The sequence below is a fragment of the Flavobacterium tiangeerense genome, from assembly GCF_007830355.1.
GTDB lineage: Bacteria > Bacteroidota > Bacteroidia > Flavobacteriales > Flavobacteriaceae > Flavobacterium > Flavobacterium tiangeerense.
The window spans coordinates 172,332-199,101 of sequence record NZ_VLKO01000003.1 but is presented as its reverse complement, the minus strand read 5'-3'; the positions used below and the strand labels follow the sequence as shown (position 1 = coordinate 199,101).

Here is a 26,770-nt window from a genome sequence, read left to right as displayed (position 1 = left end):
TTTAAACCTACAGAATTCAAATGTTTTTAATAAATTGCAGTCAAAAGAATGGTTTATGAAAAAAATATTTAAAATTATTGCGGTTGTTCTACTAATCGGAATTGTCTATGTGGGTTTTACAACTTATCCAAAACTCGATTTAATTTCTGGTTTTTCGGCAAAGAGCATTGCTTCAGGACATTTTCTAGATGGTAGATCACAAGCTCTGATTGAAGCCGGCGATAATGATATTGAGTTATTAGACCTTGCTACAAATACCATTTATGGTGCTCAAAAAATGGTTACCTCTGCTGTTTACGGATTAAAGGAGCGAAAAGCCATTTACCGTGAAGGTTTGGGAGTTACTTTAATCAACGATGATTTTGATGTTTCAAAACCGTATTTGGTTCCTAAAAGAACAAAATTGAACAACAATTTACCGTTTCCATACGGAAATAACGAACCTAAAGATACCATTTTTGCTAACGTTGATTATACCAAATTGAATTCGGCTGTAGCCAATGCTTTTGATGTAAAAGGAGAGTTAAAAAAGAGAACGCGTTCCCTATTAGTAATTTATAAAGACAAAATCATTGCCGAAAAATACGATACGGGATTTACTAAAAACAGTAGAATATTAGGTTGGTCCATGACCAAAAGTATCACGAGCGCCATGTTTGGAGTTTTAGAAAAACAAAGAAAATTTGACATTGATGCTCCAGCTCCTATTCCAGAATGGAAAAATGACAGACGAAAATTAATAACAACAAGTGACTTGCTGCACATGAATTCCGGTTTACAGTGGGTAGAAGATTATGCTTCTATTTGTGATGCTACCAAAATGCTTTTTCAAGCCGAAGATATGACCCGAGCACAAATCGAGAAACCAGCAGAATATAAACCCAATATGAAATGGAATTACTCTTCAGGAACCTCTAATTTACTTTCGGGAATTTTGCGACAGCAGTTCAAAACACATCAAGAATATTTAGATTTTTGGTACACCGATTTAATAGATAAAATAGGAATGAATTCTATGGTTATCGAAACCGATATGGCGGGAAATTATGTGGGCTCGTCATACGGTTGGGCAACTACTCGGGATTGGGCTAAGTTTGGCTTACTCTATTTACACCAAGGCAACTGGAACGGAGAACAAATTTTTAATGAAAGTTGGGTGAAATACACCGCAACACCTACAAATACTTCTGGAGGCAGATATGGTGGCCAATTTTGGCTGAACGCTGGAGGATTTTTCCCTGATGTTCCAAAGGATATGTATTACTGTAGCGGTTTTCAAGGTCAAATGGTAGCCATCATTCCATCAATGGATATTGTGATTGTTAGAATGGGTTTAAAAGAGAATTCAGAATTTGATTTTAATGGAATGCTGCGAGACATTCTCACTGCATTAAAAAAATAAATGAAATAGAAAGGGCGCAAAGTTGTTAAACGCTGCGCCCTTTGTGTATAGTGAGTTTGGTGTTAAAAACTACAAATCAAATCCCATTTTTACGCCTAGTTTATTGGCAATAATTTTGGTGATGCGTTGTTTTAATTCTGGTATCTTGATGCTTTCAATTACCGCATTTGAGAACGCATACATCAATAGTGCTTTTGCTTCTTTTTTAGGAATTCCGCGTTGTTGCATGTAAAACATCGCCGTTTCATCAAGTTGACCAATGGTGCAACCGTGTGAACATTTTACATCATCTGCAAAAATTTCTAATTGCGGTTTGGCATTAATAGTCGCTTTATCACTCAATAAAATGTTGTTACTTTTTTGAAAAGCATTTGTTTTTTGAGCTTCTTTTTCTACAAAGATTTTCCCGTTAAAGACTCCGGTAGATCGATCCGTAAATATTCCTTTGTAATCCTGATGGCTTTCGCAATTTGGCGTAGCGTGATGTACTAAAGTGTAATGATCTACGTGTTGCTTTTCACCAATGATGGTAATACCATTCAAATAACTTACAATTCTTTCGCCAAAGTGGTAAAAATTAAGATTGTTTCTAGTGAGGTTTCCACCAAAACTAAACGTGTTTACCGCTACACTACTTTCTTCTTTTTGTGACACGTAAGTATTGTCTACTAAGTTAGCAGAAAGGCTATCGTTTTGTATTTTATAAACATCAACAAAAGCTCTTTTCTGTGCAAAAATCTCAGTTACTGAATTCGTTAATACTGGATTTTCATTTAAACTTTGATGACGCTCAATGATTTGAACCTGTGCATTTTCGCCTACAACGATTAAGTTACGCGGTTGAACTAGCAGTGCGGCTTCGTTTCCTGTTGAAAAATACATGATCTCAATAGGTTTATCCGCTACTTTATTTCTTGGAATGTTAATGTACGCTCCCTCATTGGCGAAAGCCGTATTTAGAGAGGTCAAGCTTTCTTCCTTGTTGACAATTTGGTTGAAATAGGTATCAACTATTTCCTTATACTTGGGTTTGTTTAATGCCGATGACAATAAACAAACATCAATACCTTCGTGAGTTGTAGCTGACAAATGTGAACTAAAAACACCATCAATAAAAACTACTTTGTAAGTATCAATTTCGTGTAAAAAGTATTTTTTAACATCAGCATATTGCACTGTATTTTCTTGTTTAGGAAATACAGTAAAGTCATTTTTTAGTACAGCATTAAGCGAGGTATATTTCCAAGCTTCTTCTTTTTTTGTAGGGAAACCTTTATTCTCAAAGTTTTTTAATGCGGCTGTGCGCACATCATGAAGTTCAGCATGAACATCGATGCGCTCTTCAAAAGCCATAAAAGACGATAGTAATTTTTCTTTTAATTCCATTTTTATTTAAGTCTTAAAGTCGAAAGTCGAAAGTCGAAAGACTTTGGATTGTCAACGTAACATTATTTATGAGTCTTTATATGAAAGTATTTAAAGTTACACTGAGGTTACCTCTTTATGACTTTGGACTCAGATATTTAATAAAACCACTTAACAATTTTGATATTTCTGTAACTGATTCTAAAAGTTTTTCAAATTCTTCTTTTGTAATATATTCTAAATCAAATGCTAAATATAATTGAGAACGAACTTCTCCAGCAGAAGCTTTTGCAACGTATAAAAAGTAAACAAACTCTTTGTCAGTATTTCTTTCAAACCCTTCAGCTATATTTGATGATATCGAAATTGAAGCTCGTCTAACTTGTCTAATGAAATCAAAGTCTTTCTTGAAATTTGTATTTTCAGTGATTTGGTATATTCTTTTATTAAAAATTCTTGCTTTTTGCCAAGAATTAATTTCTTCGAAAGAGCCAAATTTCCCCATTACTTTTTTCTTTTGACTTTATAAGACCTTTGACTTTAGACTATTTAATTTTAAGCTTCTTGTTCTTGTTTAATCCAGTCGTATCCTTTTTCTTCTAGCTCGTGCGCCAATTCTTTACCGCCAGATTTTACAATTTTTCCGTTGTACAAAACGTGAACAAAATCAGGAACGATATAATCAAGTAATCTTTGGTAGTGTGTGATCACTACGATAGCATTTTTATCGCTTTTTAGTTTGTTAACACCATTGGCAACAATTCTCAAAGCATCGATATCTAGTCCAGAATCGGTTTCATCAAGAATAGCTAATTTTGGTTCTAGCATAGCCATTTGAAAAATTTCATTACGCTTTTTCTCTCCACCCGAAAAACCTTCGTTTAAAGAACGTGACAAAAACTTTCGGTCTATTTCTAGTAATTCTGATTTTTCACGAATCACTTTTAGCATTTCGTTGGCAGGCATTTCTTCCTGACCGTTTGCTTTACGTGTTTCGTTGATAGCTGTTCTCATGAAGTTAGTTACTGAAACTCCAGGAATTTCAACAGGATATTGAAACGAAAGAAAAACACCTTTGTGCGCTCTTTCCTCTGGAGCCAATTCTGAAATGTCTTCGTTATCCAAAAAGATTTCTCCTTGAGTCACTTCATAGTTTTCATTTCCTGCAATAATCGCCGAAAGGGTACTTTTTCCAGCACCGTTTGGTCCCATTATCGCGTGAATTTCTCCCGCTTTTACTTCAAGGTTAATCCCTTTTAATATTTCTTTGTCACCTATTGAGGCGTGTAAATTTTTTATGCTTAACATTAGATTTTATTTTAAACCATTAAGGTATTAAGATTCATTTAGTTTTCTATCGGTTGTCTAATTTTTATCCCACCGACCCTTCAAGAGAAATTTCCAATAATTTTTGTGCTTCTACAGCAAATTCCATTGGTAGCTTATTCAATACATCTTTACTGAAACCGTTTACAATTAATGCAATTGCTTTTTCAGTTGGAATACCTCGTTGATTGCAATAGAAAACTTGGTCTTCGCCAATTTTACTAGTCGTAGCCTCGTGTTCTATTTTTGCCGATGGATTTTTACTTTCGATGTACGGAAACGTATGTGCTCCACAATTATTCCCCATTAATAAGGAATCACATTGCGAAAAATTCCTAGCATTATCCGCATTAGCACTAATTTGCACTAAACCACGGTAACTGTTTTGTGATTTACCAGCCGAAATTCCTTTGGAAATAATAGTCGATTTAGTGTTTTTACCTAAATGGATCATTTTGGTCCCTGTATCTGCTTGTTGGTAATTATTAGTTACCGCAATAGAATAAAATTCACCAGTTGAATTATCCCCTTTTAAAACTACCGATGGATATTTCCAAGTTACTGCTGATCCTGTTTCTACTTGTGTCCAAGAAATTTTTGCATTTTTCTCGCAAATTCCTCTTTTGGTCACAAAGTTATAAACACCACCTTTACCTTCTTTGTTTCCAGGATACCAGTTTTGTACGGTTGAATATTTTATTTCGGCATCGTCAAGAGCAATTAACTCTACAACTGCAGCATGTAATTGATTTTCATCTCGACTTGGTGCCGTACATCCTTCAAGGTAAGAAACATAACTTCCTGCGTCAGCTACTAATAGAGTTCTTTCAAATTGTCCTGTACCGGCTTGATTGATACGGAAATAAGTAGAAAGTTCCATTGGGCAACGCACCCCTTTTGGGATATAACAGAAAGATCCATCAGAGAAAACAGCCGAGTTCAAGGCAGCATAGAAGTTGTCTTTCTGCGGCACTACAGTTCCTAAATATTTACGTACTAATTCTGGATGCTCTTTAATGGCTTCAGAAATACTCATAAAAATGATTCCTTTTTCGCCTAATGTTTTCTTGAATGTTGTAGCTACCGATACCGAGTCAACCACAATATCCATAGCTACATTATTCATCATTTTTTGCTCATCCACAGAGATGCCTAACTTTTTGTACATTTCTAAAAGTTCCAGATCTACATCATCTAATGTTTTATTAGGATCTACTGCTTTTGGTGCTGAATAATAGGATATAGCTTGGAAATCAGGTTTTACATAATGTACGTTAGCCCATTCTGGTTCTACCATTTGCTCCCAAGCACGAAAAGCCTCAAGACGCCAATCTGTCATCCATTGTGGTTCTTCCTTTTTTTGAGAAATGGCACGAACGATGTCTTCGTTTAAACCAATAGGAAAAGTTTCGGCTTCCAGCTCGGTGTAAAATCCGTATTCGTATTCTTTATTTTCGAGTTCGATTTTTAAGTCGTCTTCTGTGTATTTTGACATATTTTTTTGTCTTAAAGTTTTTAAAGTCTAAAGTTTTAAAGTCATTGTAAGTCTTTCGGCTTTATGACATTTGACATTATGACTATAGAGAGAATGATTCCCCGCAACCACATGTTCTGGTTGCATTTGGATTGTTAAATACAAATCCTTTCCCGTTTAATCCACCAGAAAATTCTAAAACGGTTCCTGCTAAATAGAGAAATGATTTTTTTTCAACAGCTATTGTAATGTCGTTGTCTATGAATATTTTATCGTCTTCGCCTTTGTTGTTATCGAATTTCAAATCATAAGATAAACCGGAACAACCTCCGCTTTTAACACCAACCCGCACATAATCTGTAGCGGCGTCAAAACCATCGTCTTTCATCAAGTCGATAATTTTCTTTTTGGCAGTATCAGAAACTTTTATCATGTTTATGTTGTTTTGCAATAACATATTGATTGTTAAAATCTACCTAGCATCTTTGTTATCAGAGCTTTAAATTTTAAGTCAATTGTGCTATCTTGATTTTGTCTAAATTAACCGCAAAGATACTATATAAAATACTTTTTCCATAATCAATAACATTTTTATAACTAATCTTAAAATAGAAAATACTTATTAGTTGTTTTTCAAAAAATTAAATTACTTTTAGTCCCTTATAACTTACAAATAATTAAAACAAACTTATTATGGAAGAAATTTTACCAGAAAAGATGCAGTACAAATTAGATTTTAAAGGAAAAGGCGAAACTTTTTTTGGAATCGTAATCGTCAATTGGCTTTTAACAATTGTTACATTAGGAATTTATTATCCTTGGGCGAAAGCCAAAACGCTCCAATTTATGTTTGGGCAAACAACTTTAAATGATGATGCTTTTGCTTTTCATGGTACGGGTAAAGAGATGTTTAAAGGCTTTCTTAAAGCTATAGTTTTGTTTATTTGTTTAGCGGCGGTAATGGGAATTTTTGTTTATTTAGAAATGCCTTTCTTAGGGCTGTTGTTCTTTTATTTGGGAATCTTTGCCGTTTTACCTTTAGCCATTCACGGATCTTACCGTTACAGAATGTCGCGTACCACTTGGAGAGGAATCCGTTTTGGGTATCGTGGTGATAAAAAAGAGTTTGTCAAACTTTTTTTTAAATGGATTTTTTATACTGTAATAACGCTTGGTATTTATGGTTCTTGGTTTCAAATGAACTTACGTAGTTATGTTTTGAGCAACATTCGCTTTGGTGATGCCGAAATGAATTACGATGGTGATGGTGGAGATTATCTACTGATGAACATAAAAGGATATTTCTTGACTTTGTTTACACTTGGGATTTACTCTTTTTGGTGGCAAAAAGATATTTTTGAGTACTATGTTAATAATTTATCACTGCATAAAGACGATAAAAGAATTGAATTTACATCAACAGCTACGGGAGCCGATTTTATAGGCCTTATAATTATTAATTTGTTAATGATTATTTTTACGCTTGGTCTTGGGTATGCTTGGGTTGTTACGAGAACTATGAAGTTTATATTTGATCATATTGAATTAGATGGCACGATCGATTTAAACACTTTGCAACAAACCGAAGAGAATTTTAAAGACGCAACAGGTGACGATATTAGCGACTTTTTAGACATAGATTTTATAGTATAAAGTATGAGTAATCAGTCCGTAGGAATTTTTTTTGATGGTAAATCAGCTGTTCCGCAGCCTTGTTCACTGTTTTTGGATACACAAAAAGGTATGCTTCTTTTTGAAACCGAAACGGGTCATCATGAGCGGTGGTTGATTTCAGCTGTTAGTTTTGAAAATTTTGGAAACTCTTTGCAGTTGCAAAAACAAAGTACTGATGGTATTGAAATCCTTAAAATAACCGATGCTACATTTGCAGCGGCCATTCAGAAATTCAGGAAAGAGAACAACCATATCAATTGGTATGAAAAATTGCTTGCTTCTGGTTTCAAGATGCATCTCGTTTTGGCGTTAGTTATTTTTGCCTTAATCGGACTGACTTATTTGTATGCCATACCTTGGGTTGGTGAAAGATCAGTAGTCCTTATTCCCGAAAGTTATGATAATACTTTAAGTGGCACCTTTATCAGTGACCATTTATTGTTTTCGGAGGTCGAATCTAAGAAGACCAAAGCTTTGAATGCTTTCGCAAAAGAGCTACAATTGAACAACAAAAAAAACTTGAAATTTATTTTTGTAGAAGAGGATGTAGTGAACGCTTTTGCTTTACCAGATGGTACCATTGTGGTTTATTCCGGTATTGTCAACAAGATGAAAAACTATGATGAGTTGGTCGCACTTTTAGGCCACGAGGCAGCCCACGTTAATCACAGGCATTCTATGAAAATGTTATGCCGCAACTTGTCTGGTTATTTATTTATCTCGGCAATTTTAGGGGATGCAAACGGAATTATGGCCACAATTGGTGATAACGTTAATAGTTTTCAGTCGCTATCCTTTTCGCGTGAGTTTGAACAAGAGGCTGATCGAGAAGGTTTTGCTATTGTGATTAAAAATAAGGTCAACCCAAACGGAATGTTGAACTTGTTTAAAAGATTACAAGACGAAGGCGATGCCATTATCCCGGAGTTTTTGAGTTCGCATCCTGTCACACAGCAGCGCATTGCAACCACTAGACAATTGGTTAAATCAACTCCGCACCAAGTTGAAGCAAATAGAAATCTGCAACAGTTGTTTCAACAATTAAAAAAATAATATAAAATCAAATTGCACTTAAACCATTACACCTCAGTTGTGTATTGGTTTGGGTGCAATTTGTTTCTACACACTTTTAGTACGGTATCAATAAATATGCTTAATTTTAGAGCCAACAATTTTGATACATTATGAAACTATATCCAATAGAAACGGGTAATTTTAAGTTAGATGGTGGCGCTATGTTTGGCGTGGTGCCCAAAACCATTTGGAATAAAACCAATCCAGCTGATGCCAATAACCTCATTGACATAGCAGCACGTTGCTTATTAATTGAAGAGGGAAACCGCTTGATTTTGATAGACACCGGAATGGGAAACAAACAATCTGATAAATTTTTCGGATACTATTCTTTATGGGGTTCCCATTCTTTAGATAAATCTTTGGCAAAATACGGTTTTCACCGCGACGATATTACGGATGTGTTTATGACGCATTTGCATTTTGACCACTGTGGTGGAAGTGTACAATGGAATAAAGACAAAACGGGTTACGAACCAGCCTTTAAAAACGCAAAGTTTTGGACCAACGAAAATCACTGGGAATGGGCTACAAAACCCAACCCAAGAGAGAAAGCTTCGTTCTTGTCTGAAAATATTTTGCCCATGCAAGAAAGTGGTCAACTGCATTTTATACAAAGGCCCGAAGGAGATTTTCTTGAAAAATCTGAATTAGGATTTGGAATCTTTTTTGTGGATGGCCATACAGAAAAGCAAATGATTCCGCACATTCAATATAAAGGTAAAACCATCGTTTTTTGCGCTGATTTATTGGCCACAGCCGGACACATTCCGATACCGTATGTAATGGGCTATGATACACGACCTTTGCTAACTATGCCAGAAAAAACTAAATTTTTGCACGCTGCAGTAGAACAAAACCATTATTTATTTTTAGAACACGATGCACACAACCAAATCATTACCGTGCAAAATACAGAAAAAGGTATACGATTACAAGATGTATTTACTACCGAAGAACTATTTTAGATACCAACCTATTAAAAACAAGTCCCTTTTTACTATGTAATTGGGGATTTTTTTTGACTAATCCCTTATGTTAATATGATATATAAGGTAAAGCTGATTAGAGAGTTTGTGCAATTTTTAAATGAAGAATTATTTGAATTTTAGTAAGAGAATAAATTGTTTTTCTTGAATATAATAAATAGGTTTGTCACAAATTTATAAAAATACACCTATGAAAAAAACTTTAATTTTTTTGTTGTTTTTAATTTCTGTTACTATTTCAGCCCAAAAGGTAGACTTAGATCGTTTTTACTTTGATGTTAGTTATCAAGCACTTCCAAAAGAGCCTGTGCCTTTTGAAAAAAGAACCTATGCTTCAGAAGTTAAATTAGGCGGAAAAATACAAACGTATACAAACCCAACTTCATTAAATGAGAGAATTAATATTTATGGCTGGAAAAAAGTTGACGAAGGAGCAACAGTAAAAATCGCCTTACATATTGAAGATTTTGTAGAAAAGAGCGTTACATCTCAGGTGCGCGTTGAAGAGAATAAGGATAAAGAAGGCAGAGTAACAAGTCGTAGAGAGTATCATTACGTATTAGCAAAATACTCAGGAAGAGGATATGCAAAAATAGCAGGACCCCGCACACCAATTCCTTTAACAGCAAAACAAATTGAAGAAGAAAAGGCGAAGCAAGCAGCTGCATCTACGAACAGATTTTTGAAAAACGCAGTGGTAAAAAAAGACACAGTCTCTGATAATGGAGGATTTAATTGGAATTTTAACGACGACATAGAAGTTAAATCAGCTGAATTTCAGGACGCTGCATCGGCTATGAAATCTTTTAATCTTAATAGAAATGGGGTTCACGACAATACCTTGAGAGGTTATGTAGACGGTACCGTGAACAGATTTAACACAAGTGTAAACTATTCCTATGGCTTTAAACCAATTAGCACAAATCAAATTTTGTGGATTTTAGACGCTAAAAATGAAGAGGGCTCTACTCAAATAGAAGCTATTCAAGCTGTTAGAGAATTATTTAAAAATATGAAAGCGGATCAACCAATTGAGGATTTAAAAAGCAGCATGCAACCTTTAATAAATTATTTTGATTCTTTAAAAACAAAATATGCTGATGATAGTAAACCAGCCCGTAAAATGAGATACTCCGCATATTATAATTTAGCCGTGATTTATTTATTAACAGACGAACCAGAAAAGACTATCGTTGAGGCAGAGAAGTTAATTTTAAATGACTATGACAAGTCAGATGGTAAAGAATTAATTAACCGCGCCAATAAATTAATAGAAGATTTTAAAATTGCAAATACAAGATCAACACACAACCCAACTCTTAATTAATCACGAATGAAAAAAATTACACAATTAGCATTAATAGGTGCCTTTACAATACTAAGTTGTAATGCTTACAGCCAGTTTTCACTAGGTAAAATGATCAGTAAAGTGGAGGGCTCTGGAACTCCAGCAGGTCAAGATGAAGAAAGAAAAAATACTTTGAATTTAAGAGGTCCTGAGGCTCCAGTTGACAAACAATACGGGAACTACAAAACCTATGAAATTAAACTAGATTTATCAACAGGTATTGAAGACAGTTTTGCATTTAGAAAAATTCCATATTCAAGTGAAAAAATAAATAACATTTTCTTTATCTCAGGCTTGAAAAAAACCAATGATGGAGAATTTAAAATTAAATATACAGTTTCAAGATTTGAGTCTATCAATGACGAAGATTATGTGCAGTCGTATTATCAAAAATCTCCTGCGTATTATATAGGAATGGAGTCTAACCTTGAAATCATGGACAAAACAGGCAAGGTTATTTATAAGAGGTATACAACGCCAAAAGTTAACATGTTTGTAACTGATCCAACCTATAGTTATGAAGCTTTAGTGACTCGAATTTTAACTACAAATTTCTATTCGATGTTACAAGAGTTTGAAGGTTTTTACTTGTATGGACCTGAAGTTTCGGGTTTACGTTATTTTGATATTGAAAAGAAAAAGAAATCAAAATCAACCTTTAATCCAGATGAGTTCAATCAATCAGTTCAAGTATTACCTACTTTAGTTGATGTAGATAGAGCGGATTGGCCAAGCTTATTTGGTGAAGCTCAAAAGTATTGGAAAGAGTTTTTAGCTTTTGAAGATAAAAATGACGAGGATATTCAGAAAAAAGTTCGTTTTAGTGCACATTATAATTTGGCTACAACCTATTTGCTTTTAGGTCAAGTTGAAGAAGCTACAAAATATTTAGACGGAGTAAAGGAAAACGAAAAAAGCTTTTTAGGAATACGTACGCACCATCCGTTTTTAACAAGACTGGCAGCTAATATTGACGAGTACAAAAAAACTACTGAAAAAGCAACCACATTAGAGGCGATGCAAGCAGAGCCAATTTTAGCATCGTACAAAAAAGCTGCAACCGCTTTTAGATATGCTGAATTTGACGGAGAAGTTTTAGATGTAGACGGTAAGGTTTTCAAAGGTAAAGTTAGAATTGTTAGTGATTATCCGGAACTAGTAGATTTTCGAACGGAGTCGCAAGTTTCAGGACTGCGTTCCTTAGTTGATGGTATTGGTTCAGATAAAAGTACAGTAAGAATTTACATTGAAGGACAGAAAAAACCAGAACGCACTAACTTGAAAAAAGTAGCGAATATCAAAGACAATGAAGGTCATTTTTATATTGGAGGTCAAACTGGTAAAGGAGTAGGTCTTACATCTGATGTGAATACAAAAAGATATTCTTTGTTTGAAGAAATTAAAAAAGGAGAAAAAATATCTGTATTTCATGAGTTTTTCCCTCAAGATGCATACGTTTTGAAAAAACGAATTCAAGATGATTTTTTCAGTCCATCTGTTTTAATTGGTAGAAAAAAAGAATTAAGAGAATATTTTTCAGATTGTCCTAAAATGATTGAAAACATCAATAATGGACTATACAATTTTGAAAATAAAGAAACTTACATCAAGATGTTTGAGGATTATACAGCATTATGCGGTAATTAATAAACCAAATAAATACAAGATCAAAGCTACCTTACAAGGGTAGCTTTTTTTATTGTTTTTGAATCTTATCAAATAAAAACTACATTTTTATTTAAATTTTCTTAACATAGTGTTAATCCTTATATTTGTGTAACAAAATCAATTATTTTAGACCAATATTTCAAAAATAAATAAAAACAAACCAATGAATACCATTAAACCCATTTACATTTCTACTTTTGCTTTTTTAGCATTGGTAGGTTGTGGAGCAGCAAAGCAAGTTTCAAGTGCTTCAACTTCGAATTTAGTTACCATTAGTGCACCTTTAAATGTTAAAAAGAAGGCGGCGCTTACTGAAAATGATCTAAAACGTTGGAGTCACCTGGATATAGTAACAGATACCATTCCTGGAATGAGCGTTGACAGAGCTTACGCAGAATTGCTAAAAGGAAAAAAAGGCGTGCCTGTTATTGTAGGTATTGTAGATTCGGGTGTAGATATTGAACACGAAGATTTAAAATCAGTACTTTGGACTAATGCCAAAGAAATAGCGGGTAACGGTATAGATGACGACAAAAATGGTTACATAGACGACATTCATGGCTGGAATTTCTTGGGAGACATTACAAAGGAAAATCTAGAATACGAGAGAATCATCAAGGATAAATCATTGGTAGATGAAAAAACATACCTAGAAGCTAAGGCTTTAAATGATAAAAAAGTTGACGATGCAGCAATGATTAAGGCTCGCTCTACAGAAATGATTGAATCATTAACATCAAGTGATGCCGCTGTTGCAAAACATTTAGGTAAAACGATATATACTGCTGAAGAAGTAAAGGCAATCGACACTCAAGATCAAAACTTGCTTAAAAGTAAAGCTACAATGCTACAAATGTTAGGATATGGCTTACCAGTTGCTGAACTTAAGGTAGCGGTTCAAAAACAAAAAGACGCTCAAGATGCACTTCTTAATGGTGATAATCTTAAAACAGATTACCGTAAAGTTGTAGGCGATAATCCTAACGACATTAACGATACTAAATATGGTAACAATAATGTAATGGGTCCAGACAAAAACGAAATTTTGCACGGAACGCACGTAGCAGGAATTGTAGCACAGTCTAGAAACAATAGTTTAGGTGGAGACGGAGTGGCTAACAACGTTCAAATTTTAACCGTTCGTGCCGTTCCAGACGGAGATGAGTACGATAAAGACATAGCATTAGGGATTCGTTATGCAGTTGATAATGGTGCTAAAGTAATCAACGGAAGTTTTGGAAAAAGCTTTTCGCCACACAGACAATGGGTTTATGATGCTTTAAAATATGCGGAGAAAAAAGATGTATTGTTTGTTCACGCGGCAGGTAATGACGCAAAAGACATCGATTTTGCTGAGAATTTTCCAAATGACTCTGAAGATAAAGTAAAAGAGTTTTCGGATAATGTAATTACTATTGGAGCATTAAATTTTGAATACGGAGACAAAGTTGTGGCACGTTTTTCAAACATTGGGAAACTGAATGTAGATGTTTTTGCACCAGGTGTAAAAATTTATGCAACTACTCCAAACAACGAATACCAATACTTACAAGGTACCTCAATGGCTGCGCCAAACACTGCTGGGGTTGCTGCTTTGATTCGTTCGTATTATCCAAAATTATCGGCTAAACAAGTAAAACAAATCTTGATGGAATCTGGTGTAGCTATTACGACCGAAGTTGTTGTTGGAGGAAAAGCAGCTGACAAACGTTCGTTTTCAACATTATCAAAATCTGGTAAAATTGTAAATGCATACAACGCTTTATTAATGGCAGAGAAAATGTCAAAATAAATTAAAAAAAAACTTAATTTTATGGAAGGACAAATTGTCCTTCCATTTTTATTTTAACTACCTATGAAAAAACTACTTTTATGCACCATATTAGTATCTAGCTTTGGCAACCTATGGGCACAAAATTCAAATTATTGGCAACAACATGTTGACTATAAAATGGCTGTTACTATGGATGTATCAACTTATACATACAAAGGCACACAAGAATTAGTGTATACCAATAACTCTAAAGATACACTTAGAAAAGTATACTACCACTTGTTCAATAATGCTTTTCAGCCTGGCAGCGAAATGGATGTACGCATTCAAAACATTAAAGATCCTGACGGAAGAATGGTTTCTAAAGTTAAAGTGGGCGACAAAGAAATTAAAGAAAGCCGTATCAAAAACTTGAAACCAAACGAAATTGGCTTTTTACATGTGACTAATTTTAAGCAAAATGGTGTCACTGCATCTGCTAAAGAAGTAGGAACTATTCTTGAAGTTACTTTGGCTAAGCCAATGTTACCCAATTCAAAAACAACTTTTACACTAGATTTTGACGGTCAAGTTCCAGTGCAAATTCGTCGTTCAGGACGCAATAATGCTGAAGGTGTTGAACTTTCAATGGCGCAATGGTATCCTAAATTAGCTGAATTTGATTTTGAAGGTTGGCATGCAGATCCTTACATTGCTAGAGAATTTCACGGAGTTTGGGGCGACTTTGATGTAAAAATTACTATTGATAAAAATTATGTTTTAGGGGGAACAGGTTACTTACAAAATCCTAACGAAATTGGTCACGGTTACCAAGATCAAGGCGTAGTGGTTTCCATTCCTAAAAAAGCAAAAACACTTACTTGGCATTTTAAAGCACCAATGGTTCACGACTTTACTTGGGCAGCTGATAAAAATTACATCCATGATATTGCCAAAGGTCCAAACGGTGTTGACATTCACTTTTTGTACAAAAATAATCCGCAGTACATTGAAAACTGGAAAAATTTACAGCCGTTGACTGTAAAATTGATGGAGTTTTACAACAAAACCGTAGGCGATTATCCGTACAAACAATATTCGGTAATTCAAGGTGGCGATGGCGGAATGGAGTATGCCATGTGTACTTTGATTTTAGGTCAAGGTAAATTTGAAGGATTGTTAGGTGTAACGGCTCACGAAATGGCGCACTCTTGGTTCCAACACGTATTGGCCTCAAACGAATCTAAACACGGTTGGATGGATGAAGGTTTTACATCTTTTTTGGAAGATTTAGGAATGAACGAAGTTGCAGATAAAAAGGTTGAAAATCCATTTGCGGGTGGCTACACAGGATATTTTTCAATGGTAAATTCCGGTAAAGAGTTACCTCAAGGAACACACGCTGATCGTTTTGATGAAAATAGAGTATACAGTATTAGTTCATACAGTAAAGGTGAACTTTTCTTGACACAATTAGTCTATTTGATTGGGAAAGACAATTTGATGAAGACTTTGAAAAAGTATTATAGCGATTTCAAATTCAAGCACCCTACGCCAAATGATATTAAAAGAACTGCTGAGAGAGTTTCAGGTGCTAACTTAGATTGGTATTTAACAGATTGGACACAAACAACCAACACTATTGATTACGGTATTAAAGAAGTAACTGAAAACGCAGGTCAAACTAAAGTAGTTTTAGAACGAATTGGTAGAATGCCAATGCCAATTGATTTGTTAGTAGAATATACAGATGGAACAGTAGAAAGTTTTTATGTGCCTTTGCGCATGATGAGTTTTGAGAAAGAAAATCCGTATCCAGCAATTAAAAGAACGGTACTTTCTGATTGGGCTTGGGCGTATCCTACTTACGAACTCAACATTCCAAAATCAAAATCGGGGATTAAAAGCATTACCATCGACCCTAGCAGTTTAATGGCCGATATTAAAAAAGAGAATAACGTTTTTAAATAGAAGTTGATTTTTACATGAAATTCAAATATAATGAAGTAACTGCTTCACTCGAAATTAAAGACGGTTTGAAGAGCCATTTTCTTATAGTACGATTGTTACTGATCGTGACTTTTGTCAATGCAATCTTAAATTTATCCAATGCTCAAGTTGCTTTTGGATTTATGAAATTGATTTGGTTGGTTTTAGGTATGGTATCCGCCATAGGATTGTATCTCTATTATTTCAAAAAAACGGCTACAGAAAATATTCCTTTAAATCAAATAATAGGAGTTGAGGAACGTGTTTCGTTTGGTAGAAAAAAATATTTTCTAACGTTGAAAAACGGAAAAACAAGAGATTTGCTAGAAGTAAACTCCGCATCCGATTGTAAACAGATCAACACGATACTCACTAAATATCAAAAATAACACTTTCTTTTAATGCCGCAAAATATCTGTTTTGCGGCATTTTTTTATAGCAATATTTTATCTAAAAAATTACAACCAGTACTTATTTCCATTTCTTCAATAAGTATATAGATAAAGTAAATACCTATATTAAATTTTGCAACTATTAAAAATTAGTATTTTAATATGAGATTTTCAAATTAATAAAATGCAATTACTACCCTATATGAGTGTATTCAATACCTCAATATGCTTATTGATTGACTTTAATGTGAAGGATATTTTTCTATGAAGACCAAAAAGCTTTGGCAACGAGATGAATAGAAAAAACGATTTAAAAATAGATTTAAAATTTAAAACAATAAATCAACATCTTATGTCCACTTGACTTTAGCTTAAAAATTATAACCATGCGCGTCTATATTCTAGCAGCTCACTATTCACAGTCTTTTGTGCGAAGCATTATGTATGGCGAAGCTAGTTCGGCAGTGCCGTTGTTTAAAACAGTAAAAAATAAATCCGTTTTAACAATACAAAACCTTTTTGTCAAAACAATTTCCTCCTTTCTGTACGTTTAAAAAAGAGTTTTTATGTTCCTTATCGGAAATATGAGTATTTTATCTAAAAAATAAAATGTGCTTTTTTTGTTAAAATTTATCACCCTTTTTGAGATAGAAATTACTTTTTTAGATTCAAGTATAAAGATAAAAAAATCCATTTATAAAATTTAAAATATTGATTTACAGTGAATTAATTTACAAGAACAAAATTTTGACAATGGTCATTTTAAACTTATTTATTCTTGGTACACAAGTATTTATTACAATCTAATTAAGTCGTATAAGACTTGTTTCCAATAACTTAAGTATATTAGTGGTATTATTTTTTTATATACATTTGTGAATATAAACTTAATAATATGAAAAAAACACTACTTACACTTGTATTTATTTTTGCGTTATCAGTTGTAAACGCTCAAGAAACACCTAAGGATTCTACCAAAGCTTGGACAAGAAAAGGAAACGTTTCTTTACTGTTTAGTCAATCTTCATACAATAAAGAATGGCTAGGTGGAGGAACCTCAAACATTGCTGGAAATTTTGGTTTGAACTACGATTTCAATTATAAAAAAGACGATGTCGTTTGGGATAACAAATTTATATTGGCATACGGATTAAGTAAAATAAAAGGTAACGAGCGTATTGCTAAAACAGATGACCGTTTAGAGATCAACTCTTTATGGGGTAAAAAAGCGTCTGGAAACTGGTTCTACTCGGCCTACTTCAATTTTAAGACTCAAATGGACACTGGTTTAGATAATAAAAACGGCCTCAGAATATCACATTTCTTTTCTCCGGCTTATTTCCAAACGGGTCCAGGTATGCTATGGAAAAAGAACGAAAATCTAAGCGTCAATTTTGCACCTGCTGCAGCAAAAGCCATATTTGTACACGATCATTTCACAGAATTTGGACCGTCATTTGGTGTACTTCAAGGAGATAATTCTCGTTTTGAGTTTGGAGCCAGTATCTCTGCGTACTACAAAGTAAATGTCATGACCAATGTGTCAATTCAAAACCGTCTGAATTTATATTCTAATTATCTTGATAACCCGCAAAATGTTGATTTTGATTACCAATTGAATGTGGTGATGAAAATCAATAAATACTTATCGGCTAATATTGCTGTGCAAGCCATTTATGATGACAATGCCATAAAAGGCATTCAAGTTGGACAATTATTTGGTTTAGGTGTAAACTACGGATTGTAATTAAACCCTATTTATAAAAACAGCCTTTTGGATATTTCTAAAAGGCTATTTTTTATTTCTTGCAACTATCCTGATTAGCAAGTATTAGTGAATACAAAAATGATAATTAGTAATTTTTAAGCTTTTGCAATTAATTATTGATATAAAAAATAAGTTCTCCAAAACATTTCCCTAATTGAAAAATTACCATTACACTCAGTAAAACAGCTAAAATCTTGTACTGCACTTGTATTTTTCCTTGTGCATTCATAGTGTTAAGCCTTTCTATTATTGTACAAATTTTAGTTTCTAATTCTTTCATACTATTCCTTTTAAAGTTTTTATTTGGGTTAAAAATAAAATCCTTCTTTTGCAAACTTCCTTTAACGCAGCACGTCATCTTCAAAAATAATCCAATAAATATAACTGATTTTAACTACAAAAAAAGTTAAAAATTAAAATTCGGTTCGATGAAAAAATTTATGTTTAAAAGTTGCTATCCATAGTGACCAAAATATCATTCCTAACGAGCTATTAAGCTATATTGCCTGCTAACAATAACTTAGATTTTTATTTCAAAAGAATGCATCCTCGTACTAAATGAGAGACAAACAGACTAACAGTTGTGCTATTTAACTAAAATAGAGTTTTTTACTAAAATTAATAACAAAATAATGCTATATTCACAATCTATTAACCAAAAATAAAATAATATGACATTTAAACTTTTTAGATTAGTACTCGTAACCGCTATTGTGTTCACCTCCTGTAGCAGAGATGAAAGCGAAAACCAAACCGTTTCGGTAAATCCTTTGCAAAAAGACCCATTAACCACAACACAAATTAACACTACCATTAATCAAATTTTATCTTCAAACAAACAGTTTCATTGGAGTGAAATGTCTAGTCAAATGATTTGGAGTGCCGCTTTGCAAGGACAAAATTTAATCACAATTGGTTTTGGAAATTCCGAAACTGATTTTGACAGAAGTAAATCATCAAACAATCAAAAAATGCAAGAGGAATTACTGCAACTTATTTCTAAATATGAAGGGAAAGAAATCAAGGATGTTTTAGTTTCTTCCGATGCCTATTTGAATCTTATGGATGTTGTTATCACCAAACAAGAAACCGTTATTGCTTTAAGACAAAGCAATTTAATTCGATATGTTGAACCTGCTGATTATCGTTTTTTAGGTGATAAAGCAATAAGTCCTGTTGAAAGATCAAGCTCCAGCACAAGTTCAGGTTGTGGATTTGAAGCTTCTACTTTAAACACGGCAGATTTTACTACCGTCACTCCTAATGCAAGAGTGCCTTGGGCATTTTACCAACATAATATTCCATCCGCTTGGAATGTAAGCACTGGACGAGGAATTACAATTGGCGTTATCGACACTGGTACCTCACCAAACCAAACTTTACTAGGCTCTAGTTTTAACAACGGATTATCAACTGGTCGTACTATTCAAAAATTTGGAACATTTGTAGATTCTATTTGGCCATGGAGCAGCACTACAGACGGTCCTAGTGATTTATGCGGACACGGAACCAGCATGGCAGCGGCTGCGGCTGCACCTAGAAATGATAAAGGATTGCCTGTTGGCGTTGCCTATAATGCCAACTTAATTACTTATAGAGCAGCAGAAAACGTATTACTGGAAGGCTACCACGAACAAAATGGTGTTAAAGATGCCTTTACCGGTTTAGGTAATAACCCGAATGTAAAAATTATATCTATGTCTATGGGATACATATTTTCGGTAGGGAAAATTTCTGATGGTGTAAAATACGCTCACAGCCGAGGTAAATTGATATTCTGCGCCGGTGGAACTTCTACAACATTCACCACTTTTGTTGGAGTTATTTTCCCAGCTTGGATGCCCGAAGCAGTGGCTGTAACAGGCGTTAAAGAAGGTACTACTTATCAAAAATGTGATGTTTGCCACACCGGAGATAAAATTGATTTTACCATAGCTATGCAAAGAGCAACAGGAGGAAACACAGTTCCTGTTACAAGTTACTATGACAATCAATCTGATTATGTGGGAGGTTCCTCTGTGGCTACTGCCACTACTGCAGGAATTGCAGCATTAGTTTGGGCCAAAAATCCGACTTGGACACGAGATCAAGTCCTCACAAAAATGAAACAATCCTCAAGATATTACCCAACTAAAAATCCTGATTTTGGTCACGGAAACATTGATGCTTTAAAAGCCGTTCAATAAACTGTAAAAAAACAAAACCACTTAATGCTGAAAAGATTAAGTGGTTTTTTTATGTTCAATAATTTTAATTTATAACAAAGTCGTAAGAGTAATTTGTATGTCTTTCATTTCAGCTGATGTTATTTCCGGGGTTACAACTTTAATAACTCCATTTTTATCCAAAATTAAACTTGTTGGATATGCATCAATTTTAAGTTTTTCTATCTGTTTACCTGAATTAGTAATATGTTTATATTCAAACTTGTGCTTTTTTAAAAATACCTCAACCGCTGCCAAGTCATCAAAGGTAATGCTGATAAAGTTGACCTTATCTTTGAAGTTTTCTTTTAATTGATTTAATAGCGGAAGTTCTTCAATACAAGGAGGGCATCTGGTGAACCAAAAATTAATGTAAGTTGGTTTTCCCTCTAGATAATCTTTGTTGAAATTTTTTAAGTCGTTATCAGCATATTGCTCAATTTGAAATTTTGTTCCAATAAACTTTTTTGTATCTCCCCAAGGATCAAAGCCGTCAGGCGTAACCGCCAAATCCGTAAGTCTTATGTAATTTACAATGGAATCCTTTTTTACAATAGTCTTTAAATTGACTTCTTCAAGTTTTCTGTTTTTCGCCTTATTGTCTTTGTAAACTTTGTAGTTGATGTCGCTCATCATATCTTCTCCATTTACTACGTAATATATTTTTTGAGCAAAACAATTTACATTAACAATCAATAGTAATGCAATGACAACTTTTAGTACGTTTTTCATATTGGTACGGGTTTTTAAGTTAGGGATATTGATTATAAATTATTTTGAATTAATATTTTTGAAAAACTTGTAACGACTTCTAGTTTAGTAGCTCCTTTACAATCTTAAACCTAGACCAACTTTTAATAGATTTACATTTGTATTGAATGCCGTTTTAGGAACTTCATTGCCGACATTTAATTTTACATAATCAAACTGAAGGTCTAAGAATATTTTACTTGTAATGTCATAAGCAACTCCAAAATTTGCATTAATAACACTTTCTGTGCTATTTGAAGCTGAAACATCAAATCCATTATTAGTTCCAGTTGCTTTAAAAACCATAAAAGTATAACCAATTCCAACAAATGGGCGTATTTTAGGTACTGATTCTATCTTCAATTCACTAAAAATTCTTGGTTGAATAAGATATGATTTAACTCTAAAATCCTGATCTCCGTTATTATCATTAGTATTATTTGATAAAATTCCGCCGTTTAAAGATGCACCAATATTTATATTTTTTAATTCCGAAAATCTAAATTTTCCTCCTACATCAATAATTCCACTGTAGTTTTTACTAATAAAATTTTGACCCATCGTTAGTGGATAATGCATTTCAAGACTAAGTTTTGAATCCTGCGAAAAAGATTTTAGCGATAAAAATAATATTACCAAAAATAATTTTTGTTTCATATTTAAATTTTGTCTTGTGTAAGTTGATTTAAAAAACTCTTTTTTTTAGGGTAAATGTAATAGATTTAAACTACAAAAAACGAACTATCACTAAGAGTAGTTTGGCTTGAAGTATAAGTTAATAGTTGAAAACTTTACGGAAACTAGAAAAATACTAGCCAGCGAAAGCTACTATAGTAAAAAGATAACAAGTTATCTAACTAGAATTACTACATGAATTAATTTTTTGGCTGCGCTATGCCTGTATTCATGATTCCACTTGCAAACGCAGCGAAACTTAAGCTGCTACAAGAAAACTTTATTTTCAATGTCTATTTTAATCGCTCATTAATGAAAGTATTTACAACTTTAGAACATTTAGTAGCACCATCCGTGTCCAAATGGTCTGCATCAAAAAAATCATCATTTGTAAATCGTTTATCTTTTACTAAATTTAGATAGCTTACATTATAATTGTTTCTTACCAATTTGCTACAAGTTTCCTGTATTCTTTTTTGTTTGAGTTGATTAACGCCTTCAGAAAAATAACTGGAAACAGGCATATTCACTAATATTACTTTTATACCTCTTTTTTGGCAAGTATCTATTATGGACTGAATCCTAACTATATTGTCGTCAAAATTGATTAAATTATCTTCTATGCTTTTTACTCGTGTTAAAGCATCTTTCTTTAGTAACGCTATTTTTTTTGCTTTTGTATAGTTTATGCCAAACCCATTTTGATCACAATCTACTATTGTCCCCTCTTTCAAGTATCTTAAAACGAGTTTAGTATTTACATTAAAATTTCTAGTAGAGGATAAAAAATATTTTGTGAAATCATATTTATTAATTGATGGCACTTCTAAATTCATGTACGTTTGATAGTAATATTTTCTCCACTTATTTTCTTCTGTATCCACTATTTCGCTTAAACTGGTATATTCTACATTCAAAATAATGCATTTTATATTTTTGAATTTGTCAATATAGTTATCAAACACAATTTTGTCAAAATAAAGTGACTGACTTATATGTGCCAAATTGTAAGTTGGTTTGTCAAAATATTTGGGATTTAGGCCATAAAAATTATGTGAATTTCCAAAAATTAAAATCTCCGTACTATCGTATTTTTTAGGAATTGTAGCGTTCTTTACAGAATAGTCATTGGGAACCAATTGATAAAATAGTTCAAATGCAATAAATACCAAAAATAACGGCATTAGATATAATAACACCTTTTTTATTACTGTATTCATTTAAAACTGAAAATATAAGAATTGATAATCTTGTCCATAAAAATAGAATATTAGTAGCGTCAAAACATAATAAAAAGCTATCCGGTAAGGTTTTTTCCAGTTCATAGCAAATTTTTCTAGAGCAAATAAATCGTTTCTTCCAATCCATTCAATACATAAAAACAGAAAAACATATCCCAAAACTGTTTTAGGAAAAATTTCTGGAAATGTAAATAAAGAAGAAGAAAACATTCTTTTAAAATACATCATGGCATCACCTACTGATTGCGAACGAAAAAATACTCTTGCCAAGGAAACTAACATAAAAGTTGAAAAAACTTGGAAAATTGTAATCAGTATGGATTTTAGGTTGTTGGGGTTTACGATTGTTAAATTATCTCTGTTCTTTCGAAACAATAATAAGGGTAAGAAATATAAAAAATTAATAAAACCATAAATAACAAAAGTCCAATTTGCACCATGCCAAAAACCACTTAACATAAAAACGACAAACACGTTTCTAATGTTTTGCCATTTTGAGCCTCTAGAACCTCCAAGCGGAATATAAACATAATCTCTAAACCAACTGGAGAGGGAAATATGCCAACGTCTCCAAAACTCAGCTATATCTCTTGAAAAGTATGGAAAAGAAAAATTCTGCAAAAGTTCTATGCCTAACATTCTTGCCGTACCCAATGCAATATCTGAATACCCTGAAAAGTCGCCATAAATTTGAAATGAAAATAAGATGGCTCCCATAACTAAAGAGCTTCCTGAATATTCATCAGGGTTGTCAAAAATCAAATTTACATACGTTGCACAACTATCTGCTATTACGATCTTTTTTACCAATCCCCATAAAATCTGCCTTAATCCATCAACCGTTTTAGAATAATCGAAATGTCTTTTACTTTGAATATGCGGTAATAAATGGGTAGCTCTTTCAATAGGTCCTGCAACGAGCAAGGGGAAAAAACTAACAAAAAGAGAATAATCAACAAGACTTTCTACTGGTTTTATTTTGCTTTTATAAACATCAATTATATAGGATAAACCATGAAACGTATAAAAGGAAATTCCAACAGGCAAGATAATTTGCAAGGACCAGACATTCGGTTTAAAGCCGAAAAAAGAAAGCGTTTCTGAAAAATTATCAATAAAAAAATTACAGTATTTAAAAACACCCAGGAAACATAAATTTACAAGAATAGAGAACCAAAGCCATCTTTTTTTGTGGTGTTTAGAATTGTATATTTTATGTGCAATGGAGAAATCTAAAATGATGGAGAAAAGTAATAAGAACAAAAAACGCCAATCAAAACAAGCGAAAAAGAAAAAACTTACTACTAATAAAAAGAGATTTTGCTGCTTTACATTTTTATTAAAAAGATACCAATAGAGCAAAAATACTAGAGGAAAAAAGAAAGCAAATTCTATTTTGTTAAATAGCATAAATTAAAATATAAATGTATTCAAACAAATGTAATTATTAATAACCGATAATGAGGAAGGAAATAAATTATCTACTTCCTATATTCTTGTTGTTTCAATTTTTAATACTTCAAAAGCTTCCTCACTTCTTCTTAAAAAAACTTTATCAATAATTGTACTTGTGATTATTTTGCTAAATAGATGTAAAAAATTGTCTTTATTATTGATTATGAAGTATTTAATTATCATTGAGTATTTATTCCGGCTTTTTTAATTCGTATTTCTTTAAATTTTTTCGACTAATTTTTTTCGTTTCTTCATTAAGTCCATTATTTCGGTATGTACTTTGAATGTCATTTTAAAATTATCTAAATTTTTTGCTGTATTTGCCAAAACTATTACACTGCTTCTTGTTTGTGGATAAAAATAGCAGGCAGAAGCAAAACCAGGTGCATACCCTAATGCACCAATTTGTATGTTTTGCTCTCCATCTTGAAAAAGTAAACCATATCCATAATCAACTTTATCAAAAATTGGGTGAATTCGGGTGGCATATTTAGTTTCCATCAATTTTAGAGTTTTTGTTTTGACAAGTTTCCCCGAATATAATGATTGACTCCATTTATTTAAATCCGCTGCATTTGAAATGAAAGCACCTGCTGGAACATAATTATCCAAACTATTTGAAGCATATTCTAATAGTTTATCTTCATTCTCTTCATACCCTTTTACCAGATTTTTATATTTTTTATTATTAGGATGGAAAGTATTTTTTAAACCATTTTGTTTAAAAAAATCCATTGATAATTGTTCAAAATTCTTGTTTGTTACTTTCTCAAGAATTTGCGCAAGTAATTCATAACCTAACTGAGAATAATGAAATTGAGAACCTTGTACGAATTCTAAAGGTTCATCTAATGTTACAATTCCATGTGTATGAGTAAGTAATTGATGAATTGTAACTTCTTTTGACCAGGGTTGGTTAATCTGAGTGAGATATTGATTGATTTTATCATCAAGTTTAATTTTACCTTTTTCAAATTCACGCAATACTAAAACTGCTGTTATTTGTTTACTAATAGAACCTATTACAAATTGATCCTTAAATTTTAAAATATTTTTTTTATCTAAATCTGAGTACCCCATAGCTTTAGAAAATATTTGCTTTGAATTTTCGGTTATGTATACCACTCCATTAAAGTTATTACTTTCTAAAATAGAGTCGATTTTTGCAGTTAAATCATTTTCGTTTTTATTCTGCGCAATAGTTTTAAAAGATATTAGAAGGATAAAAGATATAATTGTAATACTAAATTTCATTGATTTCTGATTTTTAAAATGATGCCCAACATTCTGTGAATGCGGCGGTTTTATAATTATAATAAGCCCATTATAAGGAGTTGTCACTTGAGCGATAACGATAGGTGAAGCAAATCATCCCAAACAAAAAGCTGATTGACCAAATCCGTTTTTAACCCTTATTACAGTGCTTTTTACTTCGTGTGTTTATAAAATTTAAAGGATTTTTCTTTTAAATCAATTTTTACTATTCCACTTCTTATTCCAACGAATACATTTTTATCATCAGCTACTGCAATTGAGTTAGGATATAAACCATTCCAAAATATTTTTTCAAAAAACAGCTCTTTTTTGAAATTCTGGATTGTAAAAAAACTACCATATGTAGCAACTAGAAATTTATCTTTGTATATCGTAAATGCTTGAGGAGCATCTCCAAAATCCAAAAGCATTTTAAATTTAAAGTCTTTGTTTTTTCTTTCAAGTTCATATAATGCACCTTCACTAGTACCCATATGAGCATATCCAAGAATGAAATAATTTTTGCCCTTATAATTAAAAATATATTTTACATTTCCTTTATTAATTTTTATTGTGTTCTTAGTTTTATCATCTGGTACAAAAATTAATTGCCCCCCAAATTCTCCACCATCCATTCCCACAAGTGTTCCATCTTTAATTTTAAGTGAGCATTTATTCTTTTCTTTAGTTTTTTCAATTTCAAGTTTTCCGTTGCTAATCTTGACACCAAATTCATTGTGAGAATTATTTAATTTATACCATTCCTCACTCTCAAATTTTGGTGGTATTGTTTCAATAAAACCTTTTGGAATAAACTGATTTTTTTGACAAAACCCTGTAAAACAATGAATTAAAAAGATAAAAAAGAATACATATTTTGTTTTTAACTTCATATAATCTCTATTTTTTTATAGCATTATGGACAACTAGTACATCACTTGCAACAAACTCCAGCAAATCCATCCAAAT

Annotated in this window: 24 protein-coding genes; 12 read left to right on the top strand and 12 right to left on the bottom strand. The window is 32.7% G+C overall.

Annotated features, from left to right (window positions below):
- Nucleotides 1-55 precede the first annotated feature (55 nt).
- On the top strand, nucleotides 56-1,402 hold the full coding sequence (locus IQ05_RS04055; protein WP_144890131.1) for a serine hydrolase domain-containing protein: 1,347 nt from the start codon (nucleotides 56-58) through the stop codon (nucleotides 1,400-1,402).
- A gap of 69 nt (nucleotides 1,403-1,471) precedes the next feature.
- Here IQ05_RS04055 and sufD read toward each other — a convergent pair whose 3' ends face one another.
- The 5 genes from sufD to IQ05_RS04030 form a co-directional block, all read right to left on the bottom strand.
- Nucleotides 1,472-2,788: a Fe-S cluster assembly protein SufD gene (gene sufD, locus IQ05_RS04050; protein ID WP_144890128.1), complete on the bottom strand. Its 1,317-nt coding sequence runs from the start codon at nucleotides 2,786-2,788 to the stop codon at nucleotides 1,472-1,474.
- 115 nt (nucleotides 2,789-2,903) lie between these two features.
- A complete protein-coding gene (locus IQ05_RS04045; protein WP_144890125.1) occupies nucleotides 2,904-3,272 on the bottom strand; it encodes a four helix bundle protein in 369 nt (122 codons plus the stop codon).
- Between the two features lie 50 nt (nucleotides 3,273-3,322).
- The gene (gene sufC / locus IQ05_RS04040) at nucleotides 3,323-4,075 is read right to left on the bottom strand and encodes a Fe-S cluster assembly ATPase SufC (protein ID WP_144890122.1); all 753 of its coding nucleotides are present in this window, start codon (nucleotides 4,073-4,075) and stop codon (nucleotides 3,323-3,325) included.
- Nucleotides 4,076-4,139: 64 nt separating this feature from the next.
- Entirely contained in the window at nucleotides 4,140-5,588 is a 1,449-nt protein-coding gene (sufB, locus tag IQ05_RS04035; protein WP_144890119.1) for a Fe-S cluster assembly protein SufB, read from the bottom strand.
- 82 nt (nucleotides 5,589-5,670) lie between these two features.
- Nucleotides 5,671-6,000, bottom strand: coding sequence for a HesB/IscA family protein (locus IQ05_RS04030; protein WP_144890116.1), 330 nt, complete (start codon nucleotides 5,998-6,000; stop codon nucleotides 5,671-5,673).
- Between the two features lie 260 nt (nucleotides 6,001-6,260).
- Here IQ05_RS04030 and IQ05_RS04025 point away from each other — a divergent pair, with 260 nt between their 5' ends.
- The 10 genes from IQ05_RS04025 (at nucleotide 6,261) to IQ05_RS03980 (ending at nucleotide 18,201) form a co-directional block, all read left to right on the top strand.
- Nucleotides 6,261-7,220, top strand: a complete 960-nt coding sequence (locus IQ05_RS04025) for a YjgN family protein (RefSeq protein WP_144890114.1) — start codon at nucleotides 6,261-6,263, stop codon at nucleotides 7,218-7,220.
- Nucleotides 7,221-7,223: 3 nt separating this feature from the next.
- The gene (locus tag IQ05_RS04020) at nucleotides 7,224-8,294 is read left to right on the top strand and encodes a M48 family metallopeptidase (protein WP_144890111.1); all 1,071 of its coding nucleotides are present in this window, start codon (nucleotides 7,224-7,226) and stop codon (nucleotides 8,292-8,294) included.
- A 131-nt stretch (nucleotides 8,295-8,425) separates the two neighbouring features.
- Nucleotides 8,426-9,283 carry an MBL fold metallo-hydrolase gene (locus tag IQ05_RS04015; RefSeq protein ID WP_144890108.1) on the top strand — a complete coding sequence of 286 codons (858 nt, stop codon included), beginning with the start codon at nucleotides 8,426-8,428 and terminating at the stop codon, nucleotides 9,281-9,283.
- 211 nt (nucleotides 9,284-9,494) lie between these two features.
- Nucleotides 9,495-10,631 (top strand): hypothetical protein, encoded by a 1,137-nt coding sequence (locus IQ05_RS04010; RefSeq protein ID WP_144890105.1) that lies wholly within the window; start codon nucleotides 9,495-9,497, stop codon nucleotides 10,629-10,631.
- A 6-nt stretch (nucleotides 10,632-10,637) separates the two neighbouring features.
- Nucleotides 10,638-12,299, top strand: a complete 1,662-nt coding sequence (locus tag IQ05_RS04005; protein WP_144890102.1) for a hypothetical protein — start codon at nucleotides 10,638-10,640, stop codon at nucleotides 12,297-12,299.
- Nucleotides 12,300-12,483: 184 nt separating this feature from the next.
- A complete protein-coding gene (locus tag IQ05_RS04000; RefSeq protein ID WP_144890099.1) occupies nucleotides 12,484-14,112 on the top strand; it encodes a S8 family serine peptidase in 1,629 nt (542 codons plus the stop codon).
- Between the two features lie 63 nt (nucleotides 14,113-14,175).
- Nucleotides 14,176-16,044 carry a M1 family metallopeptidase gene (locus tag IQ05_RS03995; RefSeq protein ID WP_144890097.1) on the top strand — a complete coding sequence of 623 codons (1,869 nt, stop codon included), beginning with the start codon at nucleotides 14,176-14,178 and terminating at the stop codon, nucleotides 16,042-16,044.
- Between the two features lie 14 nt (nucleotides 16,045-16,058).
- Nucleotides 16,059-16,451: a hypothetical protein gene (locus IQ05_RS03990; protein ID WP_144890094.1), complete on the top strand. Its 393-nt coding sequence runs from the start codon at nucleotides 16,059-16,061 to the stop codon at nucleotides 16,449-16,451.
- Between the two features lie 389 nt (nucleotides 16,452-16,840).
- Nucleotides 16,841-17,008 (top strand): DUF2480 family protein, encoded by a 168-nt coding sequence (locus IQ05_RS03985; RefSeq protein ID WP_144890092.1) that lies wholly within the window; start codon nucleotides 16,841-16,843, stop codon nucleotides 17,006-17,008.
- A 341-nt stretch (nucleotides 17,009-17,349) separates the two neighbouring features.
- Nucleotides 17,350-18,201, top strand: coding sequence for a DUF3078 domain-containing protein (locus IQ05_RS03980; RefSeq protein ID WP_144890089.1), 852 nt, complete (start codon nucleotides 17,350-17,352; stop codon nucleotides 18,199-18,201).
- A 130-nt stretch (nucleotides 18,202-18,331) separates the two neighbouring features.
- Here the strand turns inward: IQ05_RS03980 and IQ05_RS15355 are convergent, their stop codons facing one another.
- Nucleotides 18,332-18,502 (bottom strand): hypothetical protein, encoded by a 171-nt coding sequence (locus IQ05_RS15355; protein WP_158634575.1) that lies wholly within the window; start codon nucleotides 18,500-18,502, stop codon nucleotides 18,332-18,334.
- Between the two features lie 391 nt (nucleotides 18,503-18,893).
- On the opposite strand from IQ05_RS15355, the gene IQ05_RS03975 reads away from it, so the two are divergent.
- Entirely contained in the window at nucleotides 18,894-20,408 is a 1,515-nt protein-coding gene (locus tag IQ05_RS03975) for a S8 family serine peptidase (protein ID WP_144890086.1), read from the top strand.
- A 69-nt stretch (nucleotides 20,409-20,477) separates the two neighbouring features.
- Here the strand turns inward: IQ05_RS03975 and IQ05_RS03970 are convergent, their stop codons facing one another.
- The 6 genes from IQ05_RS03970 to IQ05_RS03945 form a co-directional block, all read right to left on the bottom strand.
- On the bottom strand, nucleotides 20,478-21,158 hold the full coding sequence (locus IQ05_RS03970; RefSeq protein ID WP_144890084.1) for a TlpA family protein disulfide reductase: 681 nt from the start codon (nucleotides 21,156-21,158) through the stop codon (nucleotides 20,478-20,480).
- A gap of 96 nt (nucleotides 21,159-21,254) precedes the next feature.
- Complete coding sequence (locus IQ05_RS03965; RefSeq protein WP_144890081.1) at nucleotides 21,255-21,833, bottom strand: outer membrane beta-barrel protein; 579 nt, start codon at nucleotides 21,831-21,833, stop codon at nucleotides 21,255-21,257.
- A gap of 311 nt (nucleotides 21,834-22,144) precedes the next feature.
- Nucleotides 22,145-23,071, bottom strand: coding sequence for a D-alanyl-lipoteichoic acid biosynthesis protein DltD (locus IQ05_RS03960; protein WP_144890078.1), 927 nt, complete (start codon nucleotides 23,069-23,071; stop codon nucleotides 22,145-22,147).
- The gene (locus tag IQ05_RS03955; RefSeq protein ID WP_317133634.1) at nucleotides 23,072-24,151 is read right to left on the bottom strand and encodes an MBOAT family O-acyltransferase; all 1,080 of its coding nucleotides are present in this window, start codon (nucleotides 24,149-24,151) and stop codon (nucleotides 23,072-23,074) included.
- Nucleotides 24,152-24,766: 615 nt separating this feature from the next.
- Nucleotides 24,767-25,801, bottom strand: coding sequence for a serine hydrolase domain-containing protein (locus IQ05_RS03950; protein WP_144890071.1), 1,035 nt, complete (start codon nucleotides 25,799-25,801; stop codon nucleotides 24,767-24,769).
- 173 nt (nucleotides 25,802-25,974) lie between these two features.
- Nucleotides 25,975-26,694 (bottom strand): hypothetical protein, encoded by a 720-nt coding sequence (locus IQ05_RS03945; RefSeq protein ID WP_144890068.1) that lies wholly within the window; start codon nucleotides 26,692-26,694, stop codon nucleotides 25,975-25,977.
- Nucleotides 26,695-26,770 lie beyond the last annotated feature (76 nt).